At 67.9% G+C, this 15,545-nt stretch carries 11 protein-coding genes; 8 read left to right on the top strand and 3 right to left on the bottom strand.

What is annotated here, in order from left to right; genetic code table 11:
• Window positions 1-144 precede the first annotated feature (144 nt).
• The 3 genes from AB0L56_RS06420 to AB0L56_RS06410 all read left to right on the top strand — a co-directional run bounded on the left by AB0L56_RS06420 (window position 145) and on the right by AB0L56_RS06410 (window position 2,880).
• Window positions 145-456 (top strand): hypothetical protein, encoded by a 312-nt coding sequence (locus AB0L56_RS06420; protein ID WP_361026790.1) that lies wholly within the window; start codon window positions 145-147, stop codon window positions 454-456.
• Window positions 457-625: 169 nt separating this feature from the next.
• On the top strand, window positions 626-1,747 hold the full coding sequence (gene femX, locus AB0L56_RS06415; RefSeq protein ID WP_361026787.1) for a peptidoglycan bridge formation glycyltransferase FemX: 1,122 nt from the start codon (window positions 626-628) through the stop codon (window positions 1,745-1,747).
• A gap of 101 nt (window positions 1,748-1,848) precedes the next feature.
• Window positions 1,849-2,880 carry an alanine racemase gene (locus tag AB0L56_RS06410; RefSeq protein WP_361026784.1) on the top strand — a complete coding sequence of 344 codons (1,032 nt, stop codon included), beginning with the start codon at window positions 1,849-1,851 and terminating at the stop codon, window positions 2,878-2,880.
• Between the two features lie 81 nt (window positions 2,881-2,961).
• On the opposite strand, the gene AB0L56_RS06405 is transcribed toward AB0L56_RS06410, so the two are convergent.
• Together AB0L56_RS06405 and AB0L56_RS06400 are read right to left on the bottom strand one after the other, a co-directional pair.
• Complete coding sequence (locus AB0L56_RS06405) at window positions 2,962-4,470, bottom strand: glycosyltransferase 87 family protein (protein WP_365419962.1); 1,509 nt, start codon at window positions 4,468-4,470, stop codon at window positions 2,962-2,964.
• Between the two features lie 99 nt (window positions 4,471-4,569).
• Window positions 4,570-7,191 (bottom strand): transglycosylase domain-containing protein, encoded by a 2,622-nt coding sequence (locus AB0L56_RS06400; protein WP_361026781.1) that lies wholly within the window; start codon window positions 7,189-7,191, stop codon window positions 4,570-4,572.
• 395 nt (window positions 7,192-7,586) lie between these two features.
• On the opposite strand from AB0L56_RS06400, the gene AB0L56_RS06395 reads away from it, so the two are divergent.
• The 4 genes from AB0L56_RS06395 to AB0L56_RS06380 all read left to right on the top strand — a co-directional run bounded on the left by AB0L56_RS06395 (window position 7,587) and on the right by AB0L56_RS06380 (window position 11,360).
• A complete protein-coding gene (locus AB0L56_RS06395) occupies window positions 7,587-8,270 on the top strand; it encodes a helix-turn-helix transcriptional regulator (protein ID WP_361026778.1) in 684 nt (227 codons plus the stop codon).
• Window positions 8,271-8,313: 43 nt separating this feature from the next.
• Window positions 8,314-9,396, top strand: a complete 1,083-nt coding sequence (locus AB0L56_RS06390) for an inositol-3-phosphate synthase (protein WP_365419629.1) — start codon at window positions 8,314-8,316, stop codon at window positions 9,394-9,396.
• A gap of 78 nt (window positions 9,397-9,474) precedes the next feature.
• Entirely contained in the window at window positions 9,475-10,737 is a 1,263-nt protein-coding gene (locus AB0L56_RS06385) for an MFS transporter (RefSeq protein WP_365419626.1), read from the top strand.
• Between the two features lie 122 nt (window positions 10,738-10,859).
• Window positions 10,860-11,360, top strand: a complete 501-nt coding sequence (locus AB0L56_RS06380; RefSeq protein ID WP_365419623.1) for a hypothetical protein — start codon at window positions 10,860-10,862, stop codon at window positions 11,358-11,360.
• Window positions 11,361-11,465: 105 nt separating this feature from the next.
• On the opposite strand, the gene AB0L56_RS06375 is transcribed toward AB0L56_RS06380, so the two are convergent.
• Entirely contained in the window at window positions 11,466-12,932 is a 1,467-nt protein-coding gene (locus AB0L56_RS06375) for a CCA tRNA nucleotidyltransferase (RefSeq protein ID WP_365419620.1), read from the bottom strand.
• A 199-nt stretch (window positions 12,933-13,131) separates the two neighbouring features.
• Between AB0L56_RS06375 and AB0L56_RS06370 the strand changes: the two genes are divergently transcribed.
• Window positions 13,132-15,537, top strand: coding sequence for a DUF6049 family protein (locus AB0L56_RS06370; protein WP_365419617.1), 2,406 nt, complete (start codon window positions 13,132-13,134; stop codon window positions 15,535-15,537).
• Window positions 15,538-15,545: the final 8 nt, after the last annotated feature.

The following is a 15,545-nucleotide window of genomic DNA, read 5'->3' as shown; positions in this document are numbered from 1 at the left end:
CTCTGTCCGGACAGACACCGGTGCAGACGCTACAGAGTACCCGCACTGCGGCGTGCGGTTGAAATCCGGCCGCCGGCACCCCCAATCTGTACACATCGGGTGTGTACGGCGCTACGATCCGACGCCTTTCGCAGGAGGTGCCCCATGGCACAGGCAATGCGACCCAACACCGCCGGAGGCCTTTTCGCCACGGACGGCAAGCCCCACCCCCTCCAGGACACACTGCTCGCGGTGACCCTGGTGCTGGGGATCACGTCCTTCATCACGGCGATGTTCCACCATCTGCACCTGCTCAGCTCCTGGACCGGCCTGGTGGGAATCCTCACCGGCGCGTACGGCCAGTGGATCTCGGTGACGACGCGCGAGCGCTTCGGGCTCGTCCTGGGCCTCGGTGCGTCGGCGGTCGGGTTCTTCCTGGGCATGGCGCACGGCGGCCTCTTCGGCGGGCTCGGCTGACCGGCTCCGGACGCCACTCCTTCCGCACATCCCCCGGCGCCCCGGCCGGCTGCAGGCCGGGGCGAAGGTCCCGTGTGCCCAACCGGGGCGCACCCGAGGCGCAGTAGGCTTCGCGCGAGAGCCGGAGCCCCTGACCCATGGGGACACACCAGCCCGAGGAGCGCCCCGAATGAGCCTGACCCTGAGGACCATCAGTCGAGAGCAGCATCTGGCCTACATCCAGAGTCTGCCGTCGGCGAGTCACATGCAGGTCCCGGCCTGGGCTGATGTGAAGGCGGAATGGCGCTCGGAGAACCTCGGCTGGTTCGACGACCGGACCGGCGAGCTGGTCGGTGCGGGTCTCGTCCTCTACCGGCAGCTGCCCAAGATCAAGCGCTACCTTGCCTATCTGCCCGAGGGCCCGGTCATCAACTGGTTCACACCGAACCTTCAGGAGTGGATCGAGCCCATGCTCGCGCACCTGAAGCAGCAGGGCGCCTTCTCCGTGAAGATGGGTCCGCCGGTGATCATCCGGCGCTGGGAGGCCTCGACCATCAAGAAGGGCATCCAGGACCAGGACGTGAAGCGCCTGCGCGACCTGGAGGCCGACTTCATCGAGCCCCGCGCCTTCGAGGTCGCCGACAAGCTGCGCCGTATGGGCTGGCAGCAGGGTGAGGACGGCGGCGCCGGCTTCGGTGACGTCCAGCCCCGCTACGTCTATCAGGTGCCGCTGGCCAACCGCTCCCTGGAAGAGGTCCACAAGAACTTCAACCAGCTGTGGCGCCGCAACATCAAGAAGGCGGAGAAGGCCGGCGTCGAGGTCGTCCAGGGCGGCTACGACGACCTGCCCGAGTGGCAGCGGCTCTACGAGATCACGGCCGTGCGCGACCATTTCCGGCCCCGCCCGCTGTCGTACTTCCAGCGCATGTGGACGGCCCTCAACACCGAGGACCCCAACCGCATGCGGTTGTACTTCGCCCGGCACAACGGCGTGAATCTGTCCGCGGCGACGATGCTGATCGTCGGCGGTCACGTCTGGTACTCCTACGGCGCCTCCGACAACATCGGCCGTGAGGTCCGGCCCTCGAACGCGATGCAGTGGAGGATGCTGCGCGACGCCTACGCGCTGGGTGCCACGGTCTACGACCTGCGCGGCATCTCCGACTCGCTGGACGAGACCGACCATCTCTTCGGCCTGATCCAGTTCAAGGTGGGTACCGGCGGCCAGGCCGCCGAGTACCTCGGCGAGTGGGACTTCCCACTGAACAAGCTGCTCCACAAGGCACTCGACATCTACATGTCGCGCCGCTGACCCGCTTTTCGTCACGGTCTTTGTCTTCGTAGCCCCGCGGGCTTCGTTGGCTCCCATACCTTTGATACACCGCAGCCACGAGAAAGGTTCCAGGTCCGGCCATGGCGCTCACGCTCTACGTCGACACCGCGCGCTGGCGGGCGCATCACAAGCACGTGCAGGAGCAGTTCCCGGGGCTGGTCCCGGTCTGCAAGGGCAACGGCTACGGCTTCGGCCACGAGCGCCTCGCCGAGGAGGCCACCCGGCTGGGCTCCGACGTCCTCGCCGTCGGCACGACGTACGAGGCCGCCCGGATCAAGGACTGGTTCGGCGGTGATCTGCTGGTGCTGACGCCGTACCGGCGCGGCGAGGAGCCGGTGCCGCTGCCCGACCGGGTCATCCGCTCGGTGTCGTCCGTCGACGGCGTGTACGGCCTGGTGGGTGCCCGGGTGGTCATCGAGGTGATGTCCTCGATGAAGCGGCACGGAATCAGCGAGCAGGACCTGCCCCAGCTGCACTCCGCGATAGAGAACGTCCGGCTGGAGGGCTTCGCCATCCATCTGCCGCTGGACCGTACCGACGGCTCGGACGCCGTCGAGGAGGTCATCGGCTGGATGGACCGCCTCCGGGCGGCCCGCCTCCCGCTGCACACGATGTTCGTGAGCCATCTCAAGGCCGACGAACTCGCCCGGCTCCAGCAGCAGTTCCCGCAGACCCGCTTCCGCGCCCGGATCGGCACCCGGCTGTGGCTCGGTGACCACGATGCCACCGAGTACCGGGGAGCGGTTCTGGACGTCACGCGGGTCGCCAAGGGGGACCGGTTCGGCTACCGGCAGCAGAAGGCCGCCTCCGACGGCTATCTGGTGGTCGTGGCGGGCGGTACGTCGCACGGAGTGGGCCTGGAGGCCCCCAAGGCCCTGCACGGGGTGATGCCGCGTGCCAAGGGCGTCGCCCGTGCCGGCCTCGCCACGGTCAACCGGAACCTTTCGCCCTTCGTCTGGGGCGGCAAGCAGCGCTGGTTCGCCGAGCCGCCGCACATGCAGGTGTCGATCCTGTTCGTGCCGTCCGACGCACCGGAGCCGAAGGTCGGCGAGGAACTGGTGGCCCATCTCCGGCACACCACCACGCAGTTCGACCGGCTCGTCGACCGCTGACCCGGCGGAAAAGGCCGGGCACGGAACTCCCGTGTCCGGCCTTTGCCGTGTGCAAAGTGACCCTTTCGGCGAGCTGTTCGCTCACAGCGAACTCCCGGTGGCCTCCGTCCTGCCCCACTCGACCCGGGGGCCCTCGAAGTGGGCCGCGTGTCGGGCGGGGCGGGCCGCGGGACCGAGCACGAAGACATCCTCCGCCCCGTCGAGCACACCGCCCGAAGGGTCGTCGTCACCGGACCGGCGCACGGGATCCCGCTCCGGCATCAGGATGTCGCGCACGACCATGACGCACAGGTAGAGCGTCCCCAGCAGATGCATGCCGATGGCCCAGTGGTAGCCGTCGGTCGGCAGGCCCTTGTGGGCGTCGCCGCTGGTCGTGTACGCGAGATACATCCAGATGCCCAGGAAGTACGCCACCTCGCAGGCCTGCCAGATGAGGAAGTCACGCCACTTCGGCCGGGCGAGGGTGGCGAGCGGCACCAGCCACAGGACGTACTGCGGCGAGTAGACCTTGTTGGTGAGGATGAACGCGGCGACGATCAGGAAGGCGAGCTGGGCGAAACGCGGACGGCGGGGAGCCGTGAGCGCGAGTGCCGCGACACCCGCGCAGCACAGCAGCATCAGCGAGGTGGCGAGCGTGTTGACCGTGTCGGTGCTCAGAGGGTCGTCCGAGTTCTGCCCAAGGATCAGCCAGAAGGACCCGAAGTCGACGCCTCGCTCCTGGCTGAACGTGTAGAACTTCGACCAGCCGTCGAACGCGAACAGCATCACGGGCCCGTTCACGACGAGCCACGCGACAGCCGCGCCCGCGAGGGCCGTTCCGTACTGCCGCCAGCGACCCGCGCGCCAGCACAGCACCATGAGCGGTCCCAGCAGCAGTACGGGATAGAGCTTGGCGGCCGTCGCCAGGCCCAACAGGACGCCGAAGGCGAGGGGACGCCCCCGTGACCACATCAGCATCGCGGCGGCCGTCAGAGCGACAGCCAGCAGATCCCAGTTGATGGTGGCGGTCAGCGCGAAGGCCGGTGCCAGCGCGACCAGCAGTCCGTCCCAGGGCCGCCGTGCGTGCGTGCGGGTCACACAGACGGCGATGACAGCCGCGCACGCCATGAGCATCCCGGCGTTGACCATCCAGTACCACTGCTCCTGGTCCTGAATGCTGCCGCTTCCCGGAGTGAGCCAGGCGGCCACCTCCATGAACACGCCGGTCAGGACCGGGTACTCGAGGTACTGCATGTCCCCGGGGAGCTTGTCGAAGTAGGGCACCAGCCCGTCGGCGAAGCCGCGCCCCTGGTAGAGGTGGGGAATGTCCGAGTAGCAGGCGTGTGTGTACTGGGAGCTGGCGCCGAAGAACCAGGCACCGTTGTAGCAGGGCGCCTTCTGCACCAGGCCGAGGGCGAACATGCCGATCGCCACGAGCGCGATCACCCGCACCGGTGTCCACCATGACCTGCCGGGCAGGGCACGCCGTCCGAGCGGGCCGCCGATCAGCTCGCTGCCGGCCGCGGCGATCCGGTCCTCCTCGGTCGGCCGCACCGGCTCCGGCTCGTGGACGCTCGCTTGCGTCGATTCTCCACTGGGCATGCAGCACATCCTGCCGTACGAGGCCGGGGATACGCCGAGGGCCGCCGTACCCAGTGGGTACGGCGGCCCGTGTTTCACGTGAAACGCCCAATCCGGTCGATGGGCGGACTAACCGGCCGGGCCTCCGAAGAGACCACCGTTGCCGTTGCCCCGGCTGGTCCCGGGGTCACCACTCTCTGTGGGGTCGGGCGAGCTGGTCACACCTCCGTCCGTACCGCCGGAGTCGGTCCCGCCGGGCCCGGTGCCGCCCGTCTCCTCTTCGTCGTCGTCCTTGCAACGGAAGTCCAAGGGCGCACACGTTTCGGTCTCCGCGGGCGGCGGAGGGGTGGTCTGGGTCTCCGTGGGTGCGGGCGGCGTCGAAGGAGTCGACTCCTCGGTCTCTGTGGCGGTCGGGGTCGGGGACGGCACGCCGACCCCGTCGGCGATCTCGCCGATCTTCTCGGCCTCGGGGAACCCGGGGTCGTTCTTGCCCTTCAGCGCGGCCTTCATGTACTCGGTCCAGACCTGCGTGGGGACGTCACCACCGTGGATGGAGTCCTCACCCGCCGTGCCGTTCATGGAGAGCAGCTTGTGGCTCTTGGGGTCCTCGCGGAACATCGCGACCGAGGTCGAGAGCTGCTGGGTGTAGCCGACCCACCAGGCCGACTTGTTCTCGTCCGTCGTACCCGTCTTGCCGGCGGCCCTGCGCCCCAGCTCCTTCGCGTGGTAGCCGGTACCGTTCTCGATCACGTTCTCGAGGGTCTTGGTGACGTTGTTCGCCACGTTCTCGGGCATCGCCTGCTTGACTCGCGGCTTGTCGAAGCCGGGCAGCTCCGAGCCCCTGTGCTTGACGGCCGTCACCGAGTACGGGTCGGCCTGCTTGCCGGATGCCGCGAACGTCGCATAGGCGTCGGCCATGCGGATCGCACTAGGAGTCGAGGTACCCAGGGCGAACGACGCGTTCAGGCCGGCGAAGCTGTCCTTCAGGATGCCGGACCTCTCCGCGACATCCGCCACGTTCTTCATCCCCACGTCCATGCCGAGCTGGACGAACGGCGTGTTGACGGACTGCTCCATCGCCTTGTGCAAGGTGATGTAGCCCCACGGGTAGTCGCTCTCGTTCTCCTGGAAGAAGGGCGTGTTGTCCTTCTTGAGGACGTAGGAGCCGTCGTTGTTCCTGATCTTCAGGTGGTCGTCACCGTTGTACTTGCTCTGCGGCGAGACGCCCTCGCCGTTCGTCTTGTACGTGCCGTGCTGCATCGCGGCGGCCAGCACGAACGGCTTCCAGGTCGATCCGACGGGGATACCCGAGGTGTCCGCGTTGTTGTTGAAGTGGCCGTTCTCGAAGCCGGCACCACCGTAGAGGGCCACGATCGCGCCGTCGTTGGGCTTCACCGACGCCGCGCCGAACTGGACGTGCTTGTCCTCCTCGCGCTTCTTCGGGTCGATCTTCTCCTTCTCAACCCTCTTGACCGCCTTGGCCAGCGCATCGACCTTGCTCTTCTCGAAGGTCGTGTAGATCTGGTAGCCGCCCTGGTCGAACTGCGCCTCCGTGATGTCGGAGTTCTTCAGGACGTAGCGCTTCGCCGTGTCGACGAGGTAGCTGATCTGTCCGGTCATGCCCTTGGTCGCCTTGCGGCCCTGCGGCATGGGGTACTTAGCGGTCGCCTTCTGGTACTCGGCGTCGGACAGGTGTCCGTCGTTGTGCATCTGCTCGAGGATCCAGCCCCAGCGATCCTCGGAGCGAGCGAGGTTGGCCTTGGCGTTGGCGGCCTTGTCGAGGTTCTCGTTGCCCGCCGGGTCGTAGTACGTCGGGCCCTTGAGCAGCGCGGCGAGGAAGGCGCACTCGCTCGGCTTGAGGTCGACCGCGTCCTTGCCGTAGTAGGTCTGGGCGGCGGCCTGGATGCCGTAGGCGCCGCGACCGTAGTACGAGGTGTTCAGGTAGCCCTGGAGGATCTCGTCCTTGCTGAGCTTCGTGCCCACCTTGATCGAGATGAACATCTCCTTGAACTTCCGGGAGAGCGTCTGCTCCTGGCTCAGGTAGGTGTTCTTCACGAACTGCTGGGTGATGGTCGAGCCACCCTGGGTGTCACCACCGGTGGCCATGTTGCCGAGCGCCCGGGCGATACCCATGGGATCGATACCCGAGTCCTGGTAGAAGCTCTTGTTCTCGGCAGAGATCACCGCCCACTGCATGGCCTCGGGGATCCGGTCGATCGTCACGTTCTGCCGGTTCTGGCCGGCACCGGTGGCGACCATCTGGCTGCCGTCCGCCCAGTAGTAGACGTTGTTCTCGGACAACGCCGCGGCGTTCTCCTCGGTGGGCACACTCACCATCGCGTACCCGATGCCGGCCACGGCGACCAGGCTGCCGAAGAAGGCGAGCAACAGGCCGGACACGAACTTCCAGGACGGCGTCCAGCGACGCCAGCCGTCCTCGTCGTAGCGCGGATAGTCGATGATCCGCTTCTTGCCGGGCGGGGCCGCACGTCCTCTGCCACGGCCGGGCGGGGCGGCACCCGCACGGCGGGCCCCGCCCCGCTGGGCCGCGCGTCGCGCCTCGGCGCGGCTGCCGTATGGACGGTCCTCGACCCCCGAGCCGCGGGATCCCGACCCATAGGCATCGGACGGAGATCCGGTGGCGCCTCGCGGTGCCGCGCGGCGGCCGGAGGACGAGCCGGACTGGCCGCGTCGGGCCGCGGCACGTCCGCCTCCCTGCGGCTGCTGCGGTTTGCGACGGTGCTCGCTCATCGAACGACTACTCCTCGGGCAGGCGCACCCTTGCGCGCCTGGAAACGGCGGCTGGTTTCCGGTCCCCCCGAAGTACGGATGCGGCGCTTTCCGCATTCACCCGTACCGCACCGGGGACAGAGACGCCCCCAGGCGTCACTCGGTTCCCGGTGGCGTGCATGGCGCACAGACTACGCACCGCCAAAACCCACCGAGCACCGAAGTTCACCTCAAATCAGGCAACTTGGTCGCAACGATTCGACGATGTGATCCCGTTCACTCTTGCCCCCCTTGTCGCTTCCGCAACGTCGTTCTATCGTCGTGATGTATCGAGTCGATACATCAGCTCGGCATAAGGACGGCGACGGCTGTACACGAGGCCGTCATGGCATGACCGCGGCAGAGGGGAGGCGACGATGAGCCGGCGTTCCGGGATCCTCGAGTTCGCCGTACTCGGCCTGCTTCGCGAGTCTCCGATGCACGGCTATGAGCTGCGCAAACGACTCAATACGTCACTGGGTGTCTTCCGTGCGTTCAGCTACGGGACGCTCTACCCCTGCCTCAAGACGCTGGTCGCCAACGGCTGGTTGATCGAGGAGCCGGGGAACACCACCGAGGACGCCCTCGCCGCTCCGCTCGCGGGGCGCCGCGCCAAAATCGTCTACCGGTTGACGGCGGAGGGTAAGGAGCACTTCCAGCAGCTGCTCTCCCAGACGGGACCGGACGCGTACGAGGACGAGACCTTCGCCGCGCGGTTCGCATTCTTCGGGCAGACGTCGCGCGACGTACGAATGCGCGTGCTCGAGGGCCGCCGCAGCCGGCTGGAGGAGCGCCTCGAGAAGATGCGCGCCTCCCTGGCCCGGACCCGGGAGCGCCTCGACGACTACACGCTTGAGCTCCAGCGCCACGGGATGGAGTCCGTGGAGCGCGAAGTGCGCTGGCTGAACGAGCTCATCGAGAGCGAGCGGGCCGGGCGGGACCTGAAGGGGTCCGCCACCGGGGGGCCCGCTCAGCAGGACACCACATCTGGAGCGCCGGGCGGCCTGCCCCGGCCGGGGGACGACCCACGGCCGGATACGCCCGACGACACCGCCACGTGAGACCCGCTCAGGGCCTCACTCGTACACACAGGGAGCAACCGGAATGGGTTCGGTTCGCGTAGCCATCGTCGGCGTGGGCAACTGCGCCGCATCGCTGGTGCAGGGAGTCGAGTACTACAAGGACGCCGACGCGGCGGCCAAGGTGCCGGGCCTGATGCACGTCCAGTTCGGTGACTACCACGTCGGTGACGTCGAGTTCGTCGCCGCCTTCGACGTGGACGCCAAGAAGGTCGGCCTCGACCTCGCGGACGCCATCGGCGCCTCCGAGAACAACACCATCAAGATCTGCGACGTCCCCAGCACCGGTGTGACGGTCCAGCGCGGCCACACCCTCGACGGTCTCGGCAAGTACTACCGCGAGACCATCGAGGAGTCCGCCGAGGAGCCGGTCGACGTCGTCCAGGTCCTCAAGGACAAGCAGGTCGACGTCCTCGTCTGCTACCTGCCCGTCGGCTCCGAGGACGCGGCGAAGTTCTACGCCCAGTGCGCCATCGACGCCAAGGTCGCCTTCGTCAACGCCCTCCCGGTCTTCATCGCCGGCACCAAGGAGTGGGCGGACAAGTTCACCGAGGCGGGCGTCGCGATCGTCGGCGACGACATCAAGTCCCAGGTCGGCGCCACCATCACGCACCGTGTCATGGCGAAGCTGTTCGAGGACCGGGGCGTCATCCTGGACCGCACGATGCAGCTGAACGTCGGCGGCAACATGGACTTCAAGAACATGCTCGAGCGCGACCGCCTCGAGTCCAAGAAGATCTCCAAGACGCAGGCCGTCACGTCGCAGATCCCCGACCGGGAGCTCGGCGAGAAGAACGTCCACATCGGCCCGTCCGACTACGTCGCCTGGCTGGACGACCGCAAGTGGGCCTACGTCCGGCTCGAGGGCCGCGCCTTCGGTGACGTTCCGCTGAACCTGGAGTACAAGCTGGAGGTCTGGGACTCCCCGAACTCGGCCGGTGTCATCATCGACGCCCTGCGCGCCGCGAAGATCGCCAAGGACCGGGGCATTGGCGGCCCGATCCTCTCGGCATCCTCGTACTTCATGAAGTCCCCGCCGGTGCAGTACTTCGACGACGAGGCCCGCGAGAACGTCGAGAAGTTCATCAAGGGCGAGGTCGAGCGCTGAGACCTCCCCATTGCGGGCAGTTGAGGGTCTCCGGGTCGTATGTCCCGGAGACCCTCTACGTATGTGAGGCTGTGCCCCATGGCCGTCGTTCGTGACCTGCGCGTTCTGCTGCGCTTCCAGGGCTTCCGGCGCCTGCTCGCCGTCCGGCTGCTCTCCCAGGGCGCCGACGGTGTCTTCCAGGTCGCGCTCGCCTCGTACGTGGTCTTCTCACCGGAGAGACAGACATCGGCCGCGGCGATCGCCTCCGCAATGGCGGTTCTGCTTCTCCCGTACTCCGTGGTCGGGCCCTTCGCCGGGGTCCTGCTGGACCGCTGGCGCCGCCGTCAGGTCTTTCTGTACGGCAACCTGCTGCGCGCCCTGATGGCGGCCGTGACCGCCCTCCTCATCCTCGGCCGGGTGCCCGACTGGCTTCTCTTCGTCTCCGCCCTTTGCGTCACCGGCGTCAACCGCTTCGTCCTCGCGGGACTGTCCGCCGCGCTGCCGCGCGTGGTGGACGGAGAGCGGCTGATCATCGCCAACTCCCTGTCCCCGACCGCTGGCACGCTCGCCGCGACCGCGGGGGGCGGCCTCGCCTTCCTCGTCCGTCTGGTCGTCGCCGACTCCGACGCGGCGGTGGTACTCGTGGGCGCCGTGCTGTATCTGAGCGCGGCCATGGCCTCCCTGCGCATGGCGAAGGATCTGCTCGGACCCGACCGGGCGTTGCTGCGCCCTCGCCTCACCGAGGCGCTCACCGGAACCGCCCGCGATCTGAAAGACGGAGTACGCCATCTCGCCGCACCTCCGCGCCGGGAGGCTGCCTGGGCGCTGACGGCGATGTCACTGATGCGGTTCTGCTACGGCGCCATGCTCGTCCTGCTGCTGATGCTGTGCCGGTACGCGTTGACCTCGACCACCGACGAGGGACTTGCCCTGCTGGGGCTGGCGTTGGGGGCTTCGGGCGCCGGATTCTTCGTTGCGGCCGTCATGACTCCCTGGGCCGCGGGACGGCTCGGTCCCGGACGCTGGATGGTGGTGTGCGCGGCGTCAGCCGCGGTACTGGTGCCCGCGTTCGGGCTGTCGTTCGCCACCGGCCCGCTCCTGGCCGGGGCATTCGTCCTGGGGCTGACCACACAGGGCGCCAAGATCGCCGCGGACACCATTCTCCAGGCCGCCGTCGAGGACGGCTTCCGCGGCCGGGTCTTCTCTGTGTACGACGTCCTGTTCAACGTGGCCTTCGTCGGCGCCGCCGCGGTGGCCGCCCTGATGCTGCCGCCGGACGGCCGGTCGGTTCCGCTGGTCGTAACGATCGCCGTTATCTACGGCGCAGTAGCTATGTCTTTGGCCCGTTTTGCACATCAGTAAGTGTCACATCAGCGCCACAGAGCCTTGGAGGGCTACGAAGTTGTCAGCGCGGGCCGGTAGCTTACGGGCGTCTTAACAGCGCAGCTTTCGCGCCACACACCTATGTTCAGGGGGACTCCCAAGTGACCACTCCGCCGCCCCAGGGCAACCCGTTCGCACAGGGCCAGCAGCAGCCCTACGGCCAGCCCCAGGGCCAGGCCCCCTACCCGCCCCAGGGCGGCTTCCCGCAGCAGGCCGGCCAGCCGGGCTTCCCGCCGCCGGGTGCTCCCGTTCCGCCGCAGCAGGGTCGCAAGCTGAGCTTCAAGACGATCAAGAACATCGTCATCGTTCTGATCGTCGCGGGTGTGGCGATCGGCGGTTACATCACCAGCCGGGACGACGCCAACACCGCCGCCGTCGGTGACTGCATGCACCGTGGCAGCACCAACGACAGCGACCCGGACCTTGAGGTCGTCGACTGCGGTGACACCAAGGCGGAGTACAAGGTGATGGCCAAGATAGAGGGCAACTTCTCCGGCCTCACCGCTCAGAGCAAGTGCGACGCGGAAGCCAAGGGCTTCCAGTACGTGTACACGGAGACCAACGGCAGCAAGAGCTTCCTGCTCTGCCTGAAGGACAAGTAGGACACGCCATCGAAGGGCGGTGTAGGGCGGTGTTTCACGTGAAACACCGCCCTCGTCATGTCGGCGGGGTCATGTTTCACGTGAAACGTGACCCCGTTCGCGCTGTCAGCTCTGCTGCATGGCCCACCATTCCTTGAGCGCCGCCACCGCCGCATCGTGCTCCATCGGACCGTTCTCCAGCCGGAGCTCCAGCATGTGCTTGTAGGCCTGTCCGACGGCCGGGCCTGGCTTGATGCCGAGAATCTCCATGATCTCGTTGCCGTCGAGGTCCGGACGCATGGCGTCCAGCTCCTCCTGCTCCTGAAGCTGCGCGATCCGCTCCTCCAGGCCGTCATACGCACGGGAGAGCGCGGCGGCCTTCCGCCGATTGCGCGTGGTGCAGTCCGAGCGGGTCAGCTTGTGCAATCGGCTGAGCAGCGGTCCGGCATCACGCACATAGCGACGGACGGCGGAGTCCGTCCACTCTCCTGTGCCGTAGCCATGGAAACGCAGATGAAGCTCGACGAGACGTGAGACGTCCCTCACCAGCTCGTTGGGGTACTTCAGCGCCGTCAGGCGCTTCTTCGCCATCTTGGCCCCCACCACTTCATGGTGGTGGAAGGAGACACGGCCGTCCTGTTCGAACCGGCGCGTGCGGGGCTTGCCGATGTCGTGCAGCAGGGCAGCCAGCCGAAGGGTCAGGTCGGGGCCCTCCTCCTCCAGCGCCATCGCCTGCTCCAGAACGATCAGCGTGTGCTCGTAGACGTCCTTGTGGCGGTGGTGCTCGTCCGTCTCCAGGCGCAGGGCCGGCAGCTCGGGCAGTACGTATTCGGCGATGCCGGTGTCCACGAGCAGGGACAGCCCCTTGCGGGGGTGCGGGGACAGGATCAGCTTGTTCAACTCGTCCCGTACCCGCTCGGCGGACACGATCTCGATGCGCGCGGCCATCTCCGTCATCGCCGCGACAACCTCGGGTGCCACCTCGAAGTCGAGCTGCGCCGCGAACCGGGCGGCCCGCATCATCCGCAGCGGGTCGTCGGAGAAGGACTCCTCGGGCGTACCCGGAGTGCGCAGCACCTGCGCCGCGAGATCGTCGAGACCGCCGTGCGGGTCGATGAACCGCTTCTCCGGCAGGGCGACGGCCATCGCGTTCACGGTGAAGTCGCGACGGACGAGATCCTGCTCGATCGAGTCGCCATACGACACTTCCGGCTTGCGTGAGGTGCGGTCGTACGCCTCCGACCGGTACGTGGTCACCTCGATCTGGAAGTTTCGATCAACGCCTTCCACACACCCGTTTTTCTGCGCACCCACCGTGCCGAAGGCGATCCCGACCTCCCACACGGCATCCGCCCAGGGGCGCATGATGTTCAGCACATCCTGCGGACGGGCGTCCGTGGTGAAGTCCAGGTCATTGCCGAGGCGGCCGAGCAGCGCGTCCCGCACCGAGCCGCCGACCAGGGCGAGGGAGAACCCGGCCTCCTGGAAACGGCGGGCGAGGTCGTCGGCAACGGGGGCGACCCGGAGCAGTTCGTTCACGGCGCGGTCCTGCACCTGGCTCAGGGCAGTGGTTTCTTCTTTGGCGTTCGGCACAACAGAAGAGGGTACGTGGCCCGCACGGCCGGAAGCTCCTCCATTACGTGCGCGAGGACACCCCCGGCGATACACGGACAAGGCCCACGTCCCCTGATCTTGTGCGCCGGTCCGCGGCACTTCCCCTCAGCGCGCATCGTTACCATGCCTGGACGCACATTCCGACGACCACTGACGATGACGAGGGACGGGCGAGCGCGTGGCCGAGGCGGCAGACTTCCAGGGGACGAGTCCCTCACCTGCCCGTCGCTGGCTGCGGCGCACCGGAGCCCTGCTCACCGGAGTGCCCCTGCTGGCCGGGCTTCTTCAGCTGCCGGCGGCCTCACCGGCGAACGCCGCCGCCCCCGACGCGTCGCAGGCACCCACCGGTGCGGGCTCGGTCTCTGTGTCGGTCGACTCCCTGAGCCCCGGCGCACCGACCGAGGGCGACACCGTCACCGTGTCCGGAACGGTGACCAACAAGGGCAAGCAGACCGTCACCGACGCCCACGTGGGCCTGCGCCCCGGGCCCCTGCTGAACACCCGCTCGGGGATCGACTCCATCGCCAGGAACAGCGACGACATCCAGACCACCGTCGGTCCGGAGATCGACGACAAGTACTCCGAGAAGTTCTCCAAGCTCACCCCGGGTGTCTCGCAGCCCTTCACCCTCCAGGTGCCGGTGGACGAGCTGAATCTGGGGCAGGACGGCGTCTATCAGCTGGCCGTCTCACTCACCGGGGAGACCTCGGCCCAGCCGTGGGAGCAGACGCTCGGCGTCCAGCGGACCTTCCTCCCGTGGCAGCCCGAGGGCGCCGACACAAAGACGAAGACGACGTTCATGTGGCCGCTGATCTCCACCGTCCACATGACGGCGGAGACGGGATCGGACGAGCAGCAGACACCCGTCTTCCACGACGACGACCTGGCCAAGGAGATCTCGCCGGGCGGTCGGCTGGACCGGATGGTGGCGCTGGGCAAGGACCTGGACGTCACCTGGGTGATCGATCCGGACCTGCTCGCGAGCGTCGAGGCGATGACCGGCCGGTACGAGATCCCCGGTGAGGGTGACGACAACCTCGTCGGCGGCCATCAGGAAGTCGCCAAGCGATGGCTCACCGAGGTACAGGAGGCGGTGGCGGACAAGGAAGTCGTCGCGCTGCCGTTCGGCGACCCCGACCTGGCCTCCCTCGCCCACAACGGCACGTCCGTGACCGGGTCGCTGAGCCACCTCAAGGAAGCCACCGACGTCGCCTCCAGTACCGTGGAGTCGATCCTCCATGTGACGCCCACCACGGACTTCGCCTGGCCCGTCAACGGAGCCGTCGACCCCTCGGTCGTCAGGGTCGCCACGTCCGCCGGAGCGGACAAGGTGATCGCCCGCAGCGACACCTTCAGAGAGAGCGGTCTGACGTACACGACCACCGCGCCCCGCCCCATCGGCGGCGGCACCACGGCCGTCGTCGCGGACGCACGACTGTCCACGGCGTTCCAGGGCGACATGACCATGGCCTCCACATCGACGCTCGCGGTGCAGAGGTTCCTGGCCCAGAGCCTGACCCTCGGCCTGCAGACCGACCGGCAGCGCAGCGTCGTCGTCGCACCGCAGCGCACACCGTCCGCGAGCCAGGCCCAGACGATGGCCGAGGCCTTCGGGATCCTCCAGGACGGCACCTGGTCCGAGTCCCAGAACCTCACGGCGGCCGCCAAGGCCAAACCGGACCCGGCAGCCGCCACCAAGGTCCCTCCGGCCTGGTCCTACCCCTCCGCACTGCGCAAGCAGGAGCTCCCGAAGTCGACCTTCGAACAGATCGCGAGGACGCAGGACAAGCTCGACAGGTTCAAGGTGATCCTCTCCGCCCCCTCCCGGGTGGTGACCCCGTTCGGACGCGCTCTCAACCGGGGCATGTCCGTGTCGTGGCGGGGCCGGGAGTCCGAGGCGGCGATCTACCGCAGCGGTGTCGAGTCCTATCTGGACGGGCTCATCAGCCAGGTGCGACTCATCGACAAGTCGGAGACGAAACTCTCCGGCCGGAGCGCCACGATCCCCGTGACGGTCCAGAACAACCTGGTGCAGGGCGTCGACCACCTGATGCTACGGCTCACCTCCACCAACCCCACCCGGCTGGAGATCGACGGGGACGCCTACGAGGAGCAGCCCGTCGCCGTCTCCGGCGGCCACAGCCAGTCGGTGAAGTTCACCACGAACGCCAACGCCAACGGCCGGGCCACCGTGGTCGCCCAGCTGTACACGCAGGACGGCCGGCCCTACGGTCAGCCCGTCACGTTCGACGTGAAGGTCACCGAGATCACCGCGACGGTGATGCTGGTCATCGGCGGTGGTGTGCTGCTGCTCGTCCTGGCCGGCTTCCGTATGTACACGCAGCGCAAGCGCGCCGCGGCCCGCCAGGCCGAGGAGCGGGATCAGGAGGACGCGGCGGACGAGGCGGACTCCGGGACCGACGCCGACGACGCGAAGAACCCCGAAGCCTCCGGGAGGCGTCCCACCGAGGAGTCCGCTCCGGACACCCGGGAGGACGCCCCGAAGCAGCCGAGTGACCCGGCCCCGGACACCGCTCCGGAAAGCGCCGACCCGTCCGGCACGGGTGAGAGAGTGGACCGTTGAGAAGGTCA

It is taken from the genome of Streptomyces sp. NPDC052079, assembly GCF_040680275.1.
In the GTDB taxonomy this organism is placed as follows: domain Bacteria; phylum Actinomycetota; class Actinomycetes; order Streptomycetales; family Streptomycetaceae; genus Streptomyces.
Note: the sequence above shows the minus strand (reverse complement) of the source record. Positions and strands in the feature narration are given on the sequence as shown.

What these genes read in the sequence shown, in the direction of transcription:
- AB0L56_RS06385 (WP_365419626.1), top strand. Translation starts at nt 9,475, where the DNA reads ATGGCCGTCGTTCGTGACCTGCGCGTTCTGCTGCGCTTCCAGGGCTTC.
- AB0L56_RS06410 (WP_361026784.1), top strand. Translation starts at nt 1,849, where the DNA reads ATGGCGCTCACGCTCTACGTCGACACCGCGCGCTGGCGGGCGCATCAC.
- AB0L56_RS06395 (WP_361026778.1), top strand. Translation starts at nt 7,587, where the DNA reads ATGAGCCGGCGTTCCGGGATCCTCGAGTTCGCCGTACTCGGCCTGCTT.
- AB0L56_RS06420 (WP_361026790.1), top strand. Translation starts at nt 145, where the DNA reads ATGGCACAGGCAATGCGACCCAACACCGCCGGAGGCCTTTTCGCCACG.
- AB0L56_RS06390 (WP_365419629.1), top strand. Translation starts at nt 8,314, where the DNA reads ATGGGTTCGGTTCGCGTAGCCATCGTCGGCGTGGGCAACTGCGCCGCA.
- femX (WP_361026787.1), top strand. Translation starts at nt 626, where the DNA reads ATGAGCCTGACCCTGAGGACCATCAGTCGAGAGCAGCATCTGGCCTAC.
- AB0L56_RS06400 (WP_361026781.1), bottom strand. Translation starts at nt 7,191, where the DNA reads ATGAGCGAGCACCGTCGCAAACCGCAGCAGCCGCAGGGAGGCGGACGT.
- AB0L56_RS06405 (WP_365419962.1), bottom strand. Translation starts at nt 4,470, where the DNA reads ATGTGCTGCATGCCCAGTGGAGAATCGACGCAAGCGAGCGTCCACGAG.